This is a genomic window from Pantoea septica, from assembly GCF_002095575.1.
GTDB lineage: Bacteria > Pseudomonadota > Gammaproteobacteria > Enterobacterales > Enterobacteriaceae > Pantoea > Pantoea septica.
Genome location: NZ_MLJJ01000062.1, coordinates 1 through 11,464, shown reverse-complemented (window position 1 = coordinate 11,464; position 11,464 = coordinate 1). Strand labels below are relative to the sequence as shown.

Sequence of the window (11,464 nt, the reverse complement as noted above, 5' to 3'; positions counted from 1 at the left end):
CCGCCTGCCATCGCAACCCGGATAACGGTCATCCCTTTTCCGGCGGCTATCGCATCTCCTCGCCGCTGGGAGACATTATCGCCACCAATATCACACCATCGCGCGTTAACGGCATCGGAAACTACTCTCTGGCGGATTTTCGCCGCGTCATGCGCGAGGGCCGGCGGCGGGATGGTAGCTATCTCTATCCCGCGATGCCCTATACCGCGTTTGCCTCGCTGACCGATGAGGATATCGCGGCGCTGTACGCCTGGTTTATGACGGGCGTGCCCGCCGAAGATCATCAGGTGCCCGCGACGCAGCTCCCTTTCCCTTTCTCCTGGCGCGCGATGATGGCGCTCTGGAACGGCCTGTTCCTGTCACCCCAGCCACTCGCCAGCGGCAACGCTGAAGCGATCGGCGACGCGCGCGGCGAGTATCTGGTGAAAACGCTGGGACATTGCGGCAGCTGTCACACGCCGCGCAACGTGCTGATGGCGGAGAAAAGCGCGAGCTTCCTGCGCGGCGGAGCCGTCGGCAGCTGGCAGGCACCCGATCTGACTCAGGCGCGCCTTTACGCCTGGTCCGAAACGGAACTGGCGACCTACCTTAAAACCGGCTCGCTGCCGGGCAAAGCCATCGCGGCGGGCGAAATGGCGACCGTAGTGGAAAACTCTTTTTCCCGCCTGACCGAAAGCGATCGACGCTCTGTCGCCCGCTATCTGTTGACGCTGGGTCACGCGCCGGCCAGTACGCATGCTGCGCCGACGCCACCTCCGCGCACTATTGCAGCGTTCGAGACCGGACCGTCCGCGACGCTGCGCGGCGCCATCGGCGGCGAGCAGATGAGCGGCGCGCAGCTTTATAACGCCGCCTGCGCAAGCTGCCACGGCGCGCAGGGCGAAGGCAGCCGTGACGCGCCGCAAACCTTTCCCCGGCTAACCGGCACCTCGGCGGTGCTCAACGCTAATCCCGCCAATCTGATTATGACCGTCGCAGAGGGGGTAGACCGCACCACCGCGTCAGGCCACGCCTTTATGCCGGCATTCTCCAGCCAGATGAGCAGCGCCGAGCTGGCGCGTCTGCTGGACTATGTCTCAACACAGTTCGGCGCGGCCGGACAGCACATTACCGAAGAGCAGGTTAATCACACCCTGCGCCATCCCAGGCATTCGCTCTGGTTGCAGCGCGCGCCGTGGGCAGGAGCAGGCCTGCTGGCACTGCTGATCTGTCTGGGAGTATGGCGATATCGATCTCATAAAAGGAGACACCATGAAAGCACCTCTCTGTAGCGCACTCTGCGCCCTTGCCGCGTTGTGGACCGCCACAGTCAGCGCCACGCAGACCCAAACTATCTTGAGCGCCGATGATGCACAGCGCATTATTGCGGAGGCGCAGGCGCAGTCGCTGAAAGCGCAGGTTTGCATTGCCGTGCTCGATCGAGCCGGACAGCTGCTGGCCTTCAAACGCATGGATAACGCGCCGCCGGGCTGTATTGACTCTTCGATGCAAAAAGGACGCGCGGCGGCGCTGTATCGCACCTCGACCGACAAATATATGGCGCGAGCCAATGGCACAGAGCCAGCGATAGCCACGCTGCCCAATATGGTGCCGCTTGGCGGCGGCGCGACAGTGACAGTTAACGACGAGGTGACGGGCGCGATTGGCGTGAGCGGAACGGCAAATCCGGCGGAAATCGCCATTGCCGACGCAGGCAGCAAAGCCCTTCATCAGCCTTAATAACACGCGCGTCAGGCGCTTGAGGCAACAGAAATGACGCGAGGCTGCGAATCTGCTCGCCTTGCGTCAGAATAAGAATGAGAATCCACTTCGAGAAATTAATCTTTTAAAACAGATATTTATTTTGCTGCATGAAAATCAAAAGGCAAAATGTTATAAACTTGATAAGCTAATCAGGCGCAAAGCAATTTTCTCTGCAACCGTGGCGTTGCGCAGGGCGCAACGTCTGCCCGAGACGCAACCGTACAGGGTAGCGTTTTCGCCTGCGTCCAGATCAAACTAAATAATATGATGGCAATATGAGCAAAAATGACGATGAAAAGCTGGTAGATATTTTGACAGGCGAGGCCGTGATGGCGCTACTGGCGCAGGATTCGCCCGTTTTTGCCGAGCACGTCGTGGCGCAACTTCAGGCGATGGCAGCGTCTGAGCGCAATCCCATCCGGCAGCGAGCCTTTCAGCGCGCGATTGCCGAGTTGATCAGCGCAGCAGGCCAGTCGGACCAGAACAGCGCCTTCTCTGGCAACGACGACTGGCCGGAGAGCGAGCCCACTCTTCACTGACAGCTGCCGTTATGACCCGATTTTTTCAGCGACAAAGCGTGCCGCATCACGATAATTTTTTTGCAGCGACGCATCCGCCGTCTGTTCAGCTTGTTGTGTGAGCAGCGTGCTCAGCCCCGCCAGCTCAAGCGGCTTTCCCGCTTTCAACAGCAGCGACGCTATCTCTCCGATTGCCGCATGAATTTCGTCTGGATCTTCTGCTTTTTCAGTGCTCACAAGGCCTTTGTCCATGCTGGTCATTATCGTTTTAATCCCTGACAGCTGCGCCTGGGAAATGTCTACATCCGGACGATCAGGGAATCGCCTTTATCAGTTTCTGCCGCAGAGCGGCGACCCGGCTGGTCAAATCGGAAAGCTCCTCAAGCGGCGTATCCATAACTGAGATCATATCCGCCGGCACGCCAGCGGCCTCAGATTTCAGCGCGGTTCCCGCTGGCGTCAGCGTAATCAGCACGCGACGCTCGTCATGTCCTACGTCGCGCCGTCTGCTGATCAGGCCCGCCTGCTCCAGCCTTTTGAGCAGCTGGCTCAGCGTGCCCGAATCAAGATGGACGCGCGTCCCCAGCTCAGAGACGGTGACATTGTCGGTTTCCCACAGCGCCAGCAGAACCAGATATTGCGAATAGGTCAGCCCTAGCGGCTTCAGACGCGACTGATAGAGCTTGGTCATCGCCAGCGACGCGGAGTAGAGCGCGAAGCAGAGAAACTGATCGACGGTAACAGGCGCGCTGCCTTGCGAAGCGCCGCCGCAGGTTTCTGGTAATTCTTCATTCATGGTGCTACTGCTTATTATCTGATCGAAAGAGAGCGGCACAGCGTCATCCTGTGAGGTCGTGATAATATTGAATCAAATTAAATTGATGTCAACCTACTGGCCGGAGAGAAATCTCTGATTAATCGAAATTCCCTTTTTACGCGGCCAGCGTGAGCTGTTGCAGAGCCTCGCAGGTCCTGCAACAGAGCGAATTAGTATAGTCGACCCGAACCACCGCCTTCGACTTTTGCGGGTCAAGGTAAGTCAGGCTGACATGGTCTACGCCAGGCAAAACCACATCGCCCTGCGCCACCTGCTGAAGGCCGATTTGCTGCGTATGAACGCCGTTGTTGTCCTGGCAGGCGAAGGTGATGCGGCTGGCGCCTGGGGTTAACTGGCAGGGATCCTGGGCGATCGCGCCGCTAAACGTCAGAGAACCGCCTGACGACAGGGGCGCGGCGAAAGCGGAATTAAACAGCATAAGAAACGCCAGACCAAGACCAGCACTGACTTTTGCAGCGGACGATGTCATCAACAGGCTCCTCAGGAAAATTCGTCCGTGAAAGAGATCATGCGATCCGTTATGGCATTGAGTGGCAGAGAGTGACTCTTGTTATCACTGGCACTGTGAGTAACAGTATATTCACGAAGATGAAAAACTGCCTCTGATTTAAGAATGAAGGGGTCTGTCGTAAAAGAGACGGCGATGCCTGTCCGGCATCGCCGCCGCGCTTTAGTCGATCAGTTTATCCAGAGAGAGCGGCAGATCGCGAATGCGCTTGCCGGTCGCGTGATAGACGGCGTTGCTGATGGCCGCCGCCATGCCCACAATGCCTAACTCGCCGACCGCTTTGCCGCCCATCAGGGTGGCGTGATGATCCGGCTCGCCGACGTCGATGGTGACGATCTCCGGCACGTCCGCATTCACGGCGATCAGGTAGTCCGCCAGGTTGTTATTGATGACGCGGGCGTTGCGCGGATCGATAACGCCGTCTTCCAGCAGCGCCTGGCCCAGCCCCATCACCATGCCGCCAATCCACTGGCTGCGCGCCAGCTGAGGGTTATAAAGCCGTCCGCTGTCGAAAGCAGAAACCAGCCGTTTAACCCGCACGGTGCCGAAATCCTCGTCGACGCGCACCTCAACGAACTGCGCGCCCCAGCTGTGCGCCGAAAAGGCTTCAGGGCGCGTCATCTTCGACATCGAGTGCACCGCCCGATCGCGATCCTCTTCGCTCTCCTCTTCAGAGAAAGTGCCGGAGACCACGGAAAGCGTCAGCGAGTCGTTCAGCTCTACCAGTTTGTCGTAGCGAATGGCGCGATCGGGCTGGTTTTTCACGCATACTGCGCCGTCGCGCAGCACCAGCTGCTCGCGATCCGCCTGAAACAGCGGCGAGCCAGGCGATTCGGTCGCCAGGGTAAAGAGTTTCTCGCGCATCGCTTCCGCCGTCTTGTGCACCGCCGCGGTAAGATTGCCCGCCAGCTGCGAGCCGCCCGCTACGCCGGCGCGCGGCAAATCGGTATCGCCCAGTTCGACGCGGATCTGACGCGAAGGAATGTGCAGCACCTCGGCGGCGGTCTGCGCCAGAATGGTATAGGTGCCGGTGCCGATATCCGCCCCGGCGCTCTGCACCACCAGGCTGCCGTCGCTGTGGAAAATCAGCTTCGCTTCGGCGGGCGAGCGGCTGACCGGATAGGTGGCGGTCGCCATGCCCCAGCCAATCAGCTCGCGCCCTTCGCGCATCGAGCGCGGCGCCATGCTGCGCTGGTCCCAGCCAAAGGCTTCAGCGGCGGCGGCGTAGGCCTCTTTCAACCGGCGCGTGCTCCAGGGCGCATTCAGCTGATAGTCATGATCGGCCCAGTTGCGCAGGCGAAATTCCAGCGGATCGATTCCCAGCGCACAGGCCATCTCGTCCATCGCCACTTCCAGTCCGAAGGCGCTCGGGTTCTCGCCCGGCGCGCGCATCCAGCCTGGCGTGACGGTGTTGATCGCCGCCACGTAGTGACGCGAATAGACGTTCGGCACGGCGTAAAGACGGCCTGTCACTTTATTGGTGCCCTCGGCGAAGGTGTCGATCAGCGAGGTGTCGCTCAGGCCGTCATGGATAATCGCCAGAATTTTGCCGTCGCGCGAGGCGCCCATCTCAAGGTTCTGGATCGTCGCCGGCCGACCGCCGAGCCCAGTAAAGGTTTGCGGCCGGGTTAAAGAGACTTTAACCGGCCGTCCCAGCGCGCGCGAGGCGACGCAGGCAAGCGCCACATGAGTATAGGGCACCGGCTTAGAGCCGAAACCGCCGCCTACGTAGGGGGAGATGATGCGCACCTGGTCAACCTCGATGCCCAGCCATTCGGCGATTTCGGTCTGCGCGCCCATCACCCACTGACTCGGTTCCCAGACCGTCATACGCTCATTCTGCCAGGAGGCGACGCAGGCGTGCGGCTCCATCGGCATATTGTATTCGCGCGGCGTCGCGTAACGCCCTTTGATTTTTACTTCCGCTTGCGCCATCGCCTGATGGGCATCGCCGAGATCGATGTTGGTGCCGCTGCTCTCTTTACGCGCGGCGCGCGGATCGTCCGGGTAAACCAGCGCCGGCTCCGTCTCATACTCCACTTCCACCAGAGTGGCTGCCCAGGTGGCCTGCTCGAAGGTCTCCGCCACCACCAGGCCGATATTCTGGCCGTTATGGATAATCTTATCGTCCTGAATCGGCGTATAGGTGGACTGCGCCGCGCCGCCGTCGGCGATGGCGGTCGGCTTATTGATTTTCAGGCTGTTGAGGTGGGTGTAAACCGCCAGCACGCCCGGCGCCTGACGCGCCTTTTCGGTATCCATGCGGGTAATGCGTCCGCTGGCAACGGTGGACTGGATCACCACGCCGTACGCCGCGTTTTCCGGCTGATGCTCAACCGCATAGCGCGCTTCGCCAGTCACCTTAACGACGCCGTCGCCGCGCTCGCGCTTTTCACCCAGCGCCTGATAACTCTTTTCTGCCGTATCCATTGTTAATCCTCTCTGTTCGGCCTGTTAAGCCATGCCGCCCGCTTTCATCAACGCGCGTGCGATGGCGCGCGGCGCCAGCAGTTTCTTGTACTGGTTTTGCGGCAGCAGCTCGGCGTCCTGCACGACCAGCTCGGCGGCGCGGCGCAGGGTTTGCTCGTTGAACGGCTGACCGCGCAGCGCCCCTTCGACGTGCCGCGCGCGCCAGGGTTTCGTCGCCACGCCGCCGACGGCAATGCGCAGATCGCGGATGCGGTCGCCATCAAGCTCGATGCCGACCGCCGCGCTGGCGGCGGCGAACTCATAGGAGCTGCGATCGCGCACTTTCAGATAGTGGGACTGGCGCAGCGCCGGCGTTAACGGCAGTTCCACCGCTACGATCATCTCGTCCGGCCCCAGATCGTGCTCCAGATGCGGCGTATCGCCCGGCAGCAGGTAGAATTCATCGATGGGAATGCGGCGTTCGCGCTGGGCGGCGTTGCGCACGATGACGACCGCCTCGAAGGCGGTCAGCGCCACCGCCAGGTCGCCGGGATAAACCGCGATGCAGCTTTCGCTGGTGCCCAGAATGGCGTGGTTGCCGTTGACGCCGCCGCGCGCGGCGCAGCCGGATCCCGGCTGGCGTTTATTGCAGGCTGAAAAGGTATGGGGATCGCGGAAATAGACGCAGCGGGTGCGCTGCAGCAGATTGCCGCCTATCGACGCCATGTTGCGCAACTGCGGCGACGCCGCCTGCCACAGGCTGTCATAAATCGCGGGCGCGTTCTGCTGGCATTCAGGATGATTCTCAACCTCGCTCATACGCGCCAGCGCGCCGATGCGCAGCGTATCCGCCGTAAAGGCAATTTCGCGCATCTCCGCAAGCTGGTTGATGTCAATGAGCGCGGCGGGCTGTTCGACGTCGCATTTCATCAGATCGATCTGGGTGGTGCCGCCTGCCAGAAAGCGGCTGTCCGCGCGCTGCTTCTGCCGCAGCGCGTCATCGGCATCGCTGACGCCGACGTAGTCGAATGGGTTCATGTCGCCTCCTTGCTAAGGTCGGCGGCCGCCTGCTGGATCGCCTCGACGATATTGGGATAGGCGCCGCAGCGGCAAAGATTGCCGCTCATATATTCACGGATTTCGTCCGCCGAGCCGGCGTGCCCCTCGTCGATACAGGCCACGGCCGACATAATCTGCCCTGGGGTGCAGTAGCCGCACTGAAAGGCGTCGTGTTCCAGAAAGCGCGCCTGCACCGGATGCAGGGTGCCGTCGGCCTGCGCCAGGCCTTCGATGGTGGTGACCGACTGGCCGTTAGCCTGGGCCGCCAGCGTCAGGCAGCTCAGCACGCGTTTTCCATTGATGAGCACCGTACAAGCGCCGCACTGTCCCTGATCGCATCCTTTTTTGGTACCGGTAAGCGTCAGGTGCTCGCGCAGCGCGTCAAGCAGGGTGACGCGGGGATCCACCCGCATCGTATGCGGTTGCCCGTTGATCGCCAGCTGCAGTTGTAGATTTTCAGACATAGCTCGTTTCCAGTATTTAACGGGGTTTAAAATGGCGTGTTATGCACGTTATGAGGAAGTCTATTGTGGTGTGCAATCCGTTAAGTCTAGACGGCTAAGCGAAAGCGGGGTTGCCTGTTTCTGGAAATCTGTTGCCTGATTGTCCAGATAGCGATTCAAGGGGATTAAGGCTGCTCATAAAAAAGGAACCGGCCGCGGCGGCGGGTTCCCTGCTGGCGGTACGTTCCGAGACGTCAGGCAATCGCCACAGTTTCCCGCCCCCACGCCGAGGCTTGGGTTCTGGCCTGATGCATATCGAAGGTTTGCTGGCTGGTGAACCGCTCTTCTACCGACCAGATAAGCGGATCAGCTGTCTCCTTCACTTCAAAGCTAAGGCATCCTGGCTCTTCTTTTGTCAGCCGGATGTGCTCGGGAAGATAACGGCGCACCAGCGCCGTCTCTTCCGTGTTTTTACAAATCAATCGGCCGGTAAGCTTAATCATCGTGTTCCCTTCAGTTGCGTCACGTTGCGACTTTTTTACTACGAAAACGTGACGCTGCGCCATCCCGGCGCTCTGTTCAGGGGGCGAATACCGCGCGCACGCAGCCATCTTCTTTATGCTTGAACATCTCATAGCCGCGCGGCGCCTCTTCCAGCGAGAAGCGATGCGTCGCCATAAAGGCGGGATTAAGCTCGTTCTTCGCCACGTGATCCAGCAGCCGATGCATATAGCGCTGGCCGTGCTGCTGCGCGGTGCGGATCGTCAGGCTTTTGTTGATCATCAGCCCCAGCGGGAATTTGTCCATCACGCCGTATACCCCCAGAATCGCGATATTGCCGCCTTTGCGACAAGCGTAAAGCGCCTGACGCAGCGCGGCGCCGACGTCGGTTTCCAGATGCAGCAGCTGTTTGGTTTTATCATAAACCTGGCTGAGCCCTTCGCCGCGCGCCTCCATGCCGACAGCGTCGATACAGCTGTCCGGGCCGCGACCGCCGGTCAGCTCCAGCAGCGCCTCGTTGATATCGACCTGGGTATAATCGAGCGCTATGCTGCCGGCATAGTCGCGCGCCATCGCCAGCCGCTCCGGGTAGCGGTCGATGCCGATAACCTGATGCGCGCCCATTAGCCACGCGCTTTGCTGCGCCATCAGGCCTACGCCGCCGCAGCCCCACACCACAACGGTGTCGCCGGGATGAATATTGCAAAAATCCGCGCCCATGTAGCCTGTCGGCGCCGCGTCGGAGAGAAACAGCGCCTGCTCGTCGCTTACTCCTTCCGGCACGACAAAGCAGTCGTTGTCAGCGAAGGGCACGCGGACATATTCGGCGTGCGAGCCAGCGTAGCCGCCAAAGGCGTGGCTATAGGCGTAAATGCCGCCGGTCGGGTGGCCCAGCACCGTTTCACCCTTCTCCCACTGCGGATTAGTGTTGTCGCAGCAGGAGGGCAGCTGATGCTGGCAGTACCAGCAGGAGCCGCAGGAGATAAACGAGGGCACCACGACGCGATCGCCACGGCGAATATTTTTCACCGCGCTGCCGACTTCGACCACCTCGCCCATAAATTCATGCCCGAGAATATCGCCCTCGCGCATGCTGGGGATCAGGCCGTCGATGACGTGAAGATCGGAGCCGCAGGTGGTCGTTAAACGAACGCGGATAATCGCATCATGGGGATTGAGCAGGCCGGGATCGGCCACCGTTTCAACGCTGAGATCGTTTACGCCGTTCCAGCAAAGTGCACGCATCTATTTCTCCTTATCCTGACGGTCGGCATGGCGGCCAGCGGGCTGGCCGTCAAGGGTTGGGATTTCGCCGGTTTCGGCCAGACTTTTAAAGCGGTGCAGTGCTTTGCTGACAATCTCTTTAGGCAGGAGATCGAAAAAGGTCGTGACCTTTTTGCCCAGCGCACCGCCCGGCGGCGTAAAGCGCAGCGTCAGCGCCAGTTCGGTTCCCCACTCGCCGGGCGCCGGGCGCAGCAGCAGCTCACCCTCGTTGGGGATGTCCGCGCCCTCCAGCGACTGCCAGGCGATGATGTCGCCCGGCTGCGCCTCGACGATGCAGCTCTCCCATGAGTAATGTTTGCTGAGCGGCCCGTCGACCTGCCACTGCGCGTCGCTTTTGTTAAGGGGCGTCACGGTGGCGAAATGGCTCATGATGCGCGGTAAGGTATCGGGTGCCAGCCAGAGCGCAAACAGCTCTTCAGCGGGACGTCCAACGGTTATCCAGCGCCGCAATACGAGCACATCGGCCGCGGCTTCAGGTTGTAATTTTTTGGCCAAAGGATCCTCCCGTAAGGCGCAATCAGGCGATGAACATAATTTGAGTTAAGTTCAGAGGATCGGATATTGCGAGCGTAACCGCAGATAGAGAGGGGCGTACGAGGGGGTGAAAAAAAGCCGGGAACTTTCCCCGGCCCATGTTATTGCTGGCTGTTTTGCCAGTGACGCTCGCAGTGTTCGCGGGCTTCCGCGGGTAAATCTCGCAGCTCCGGCAGGCTGTCGCCAGAGCCGTAGTCCATGGCGACGGCCACCTTTTTTTGCTCATCTCTGGCTGCGAAGGTGAGCTTCTCGTCCAGTTTTTCCCAGTCGCCGTCGTGCTGGCGGTAAATCAGCGCATAGGTCGGCGTTTTTTCGTCGTCGCCGTAAATTTCATATTTCTGCTCTGGGGCATCATCAGGGCCGAACTGCAGCGTTTCGATCAGGGTTGCATCAGTCATCTTGCTCTCCTCCGTGGGTAAGCAGTAAGGGTAGTTCATAGATAAAGAGGTGGCAGACCTGACTCAGTTGCGTATTCTGACCTGCTAAGCCGATCACGTCTGAAATGAGGTAAAGCGTTATGTCCCAAAAGAGAGCAACGCTAACTGGCCTGCTGGCCATTGTGCTGTGGAGCACAATTGTCGGCCTGATTAAAAGCGTCAGCGAGAGCTTTGGGCCGATCGGCGGCGCGGCGCTGATCTACAGCTTTAGCGCCGCGCTACTGCTCTTTACCGTCGGCTTTCCCAGCGTGCGCACCTTTCCGCGGCGCTATCTGCTCGTCGGCAGCCTGTTATTTGTCAGTTACGAAATTTGCCTGTCACTGTCGCTCGGCTTTACCCACAGCGGCCGTCAGGCGATTGAGGTCGGTATGGTGAATTATCTCTGGCCAGGCATGACGATTGTGCTGGCGGCGCTCGTTAACCGGCAAAAAACCAGCCCGCTGATTATTCCCGGCCTGCTGCTGGCCGTCGCGGGGATCTGCCGCGTGCTGGGCGGCGAGCACGCTTTCTCAATGAGCGAGATCGGCAATAACATTATGGACAACCCGCTCAGCTATGGGCTGGCATTTTGTGGCGCAGCGATCTGGGCGGTTTACTGCGTGGTGACAAAAAAGATTGCGAACGGCAGCAACGGCATTACGCTATTTTTTATCCTGACTGCACTGACCCTGTGGGTGAAATTTCTGCTGTCGCCGCAGCCAGCATTAGCTGTTTCGCCGCAGGCGCTGCTCAGCCTGGCGCTGGCCGCGATGGCGATGGGATTTGGCTATGCCGCATGGAATACTGGCATTCTGCACGGCAACGTTAACCTGCTGGCTGCGGTCTCCTACTTTATTCCGATCCTCTCCTCGGTACTGGCGGCATTTCTGCTGCATTCGCACCTGACGTTATCATTCTGGCAAGGGGCCGCAATGGTTAGCCTAGGGTCGCTGCTTTGCTGGTGGTCCACCCGCACGCCATCAGGCAACAAAGTTGCGCGCGAGCTCCCATAAAGGCGAAGATACATCCCCAGACCGCACGCCAGCCGCGCGGTCTGGGTAGAACACGCCAGCCGCGCGGTCTGGGTAGAACACGCCAGCCGCGCGGTCTGGGTAGAAAAAGGTAAGTACATCTCAGCAAAAATGTGTAACTAGTTAAATTACAAAAGCCAGCGATCTATTATTTTATGTCTCTTCTCATAATGTAATGGT

The 11,464-nt window shown here is 59.8% G+C and carries 14 protein-coding genes; 4 read left to right on the top strand and 10 right to left on the bottom strand.

The features are described from left to right. From HA46_RS20130 to HA46_RS20120, 3 genes are all read left to right on the top strand, one after another. A partial coding sequence (locus HA46_RS20130; RefSeq protein ID WP_084886425.1) for a cytochrome c occupies positions 1-1,271 on the top strand: 1,271 nt, incomplete at its 5' end. Then, the gene (locus HA46_RS20125; protein ID WP_084886420.1) at positions 1,252-1,719 is read left to right on the top strand and encodes a GlcG/HbpS family heme-binding protein; all 468 of its coding nucleotides are present in this window, start codon (positions 1,252-1,254) and stop codon (positions 1,717-1,719) included. The genes HA46_RS20130 and HA46_RS20125, both read left to right, overlap by 20 nt. A 299-nt stretch (positions 1,720-2,018) precedes the next feature. Continuing rightward, complete coding sequence (locus HA46_RS20120) at positions 2,019-2,282, top strand: hypothetical protein (protein WP_051563669.1); 264 nt, start codon at positions 2,019-2,021, stop codon at positions 2,280-2,282. 9 nt (positions 2,283-2,291) lie between these two features. Here HA46_RS20120 and HA46_RS20115 read toward each other — a convergent pair whose 3' ends face one another. From HA46_RS20115 to HA46_RS20070, 10 genes are all read right to left on the bottom strand, one after another. Continuing rightward, the gene (locus HA46_RS20115; protein WP_033792483.1) at positions 2,292-2,522 is read right to left on the bottom strand and encodes a hypothetical protein; all 231 of its coding nucleotides are present in this window, start codon (positions 2,520-2,522) and stop codon (positions 2,292-2,294) included. 52 nt (positions 2,523-2,574) lie between these two features. Further along, positions 2,575-3,057, bottom strand: coding sequence for a MarR family winged helix-turn-helix transcriptional regulator (locus HA46_RS20110; protein WP_084886416.1), 483 nt, complete (start codon positions 3,055-3,057; stop codon positions 2,575-2,577). Between the two features lie 136 nt (positions 3,058-3,193). Then, positions 3,194-3,568, bottom strand: coding sequence for a hypothetical protein (locus HA46_RS20105; RefSeq protein WP_143807692.1), 375 nt, complete (start codon positions 3,566-3,568; stop codon positions 3,194-3,196). Positions 3,569-3,769: 201 nt separating this feature from the next. Continuing rightward, on the bottom strand, positions 3,770-6,037 hold the full coding sequence (locus tag HA46_RS20100) for a xanthine dehydrogenase family protein molybdopterin-binding subunit (RefSeq protein ID WP_084886406.1): 2,268 nt from the start codon (positions 6,035-6,037) through the stop codon (positions 3,770-3,772). A gap of 24 nt (positions 6,038-6,061) precedes the next feature. Continuing rightward, positions 6,062-7,054, bottom strand: a complete 993-nt coding sequence (locus HA46_RS20095) for an FAD binding domain-containing protein (RefSeq protein ID WP_084886402.1) — start codon at positions 7,052-7,054, stop codon at positions 6,062-6,064. Then, positions 7,051-7,539, bottom strand: a complete 489-nt coding sequence (locus HA46_RS20090) for a (2Fe-2S)-binding protein (RefSeq protein WP_033755697.1) — start codon at positions 7,537-7,539, stop codon at positions 7,051-7,053. Before HA46_RS20090 ends, HA46_RS20095 begins: the two co-directional genes overlap by 4 nt. A gap of 233 nt (positions 7,540-7,772) precedes the next feature. Beyond that, positions 7,773-8,021 carry a putative quinol monooxygenase gene (locus tag HA46_RS20085; protein ID WP_084886428.1) on the bottom strand — a complete coding sequence of 83 codons (249 nt, stop codon included), beginning with the start codon at positions 8,019-8,021 and terminating at the stop codon, positions 7,773-7,775. Positions 8,022-8,097: 76 nt separating this feature from the next. Next, positions 8,098-9,264, bottom strand: coding sequence for a zinc-dependent alcohol dehydrogenase (locus HA46_RS20080; protein WP_033755695.1), 1,167 nt, complete (start codon positions 9,262-9,264; stop codon positions 8,098-8,100). Next, a complete protein-coding gene (locus HA46_RS20075; RefSeq protein WP_084886397.1) occupies positions 9,265-9,798 on the bottom strand; it encodes an SRPBCC family protein in 534 nt (177 codons plus the stop codon). Between the two features lie 140 nt (positions 9,799-9,938). Next, positions 9,939-10,235 (bottom strand): hypothetical protein, encoded by a 297-nt coding sequence (locus HA46_RS20070; RefSeq protein WP_084886392.1) that lies wholly within the window; start codon positions 10,233-10,235, stop codon positions 9,939-9,941. Positions 10,236-10,354: 119 nt separating this feature from the next. On the opposite strand from HA46_RS20070, the gene yddG reads away from it, so the two are divergent. Next, positions 10,355-11,266 carry an aromatic amino acid DMT transporter YddG gene (yddG, locus tag HA46_RS20065; RefSeq protein WP_048782282.1) on the top strand — a complete coding sequence of 304 codons (912 nt, stop codon included), beginning with the start codon at positions 10,355-10,357 and terminating at the stop codon, positions 11,264-11,266. Positions 11,267-11,464: the final 198 nt, after the last annotated feature.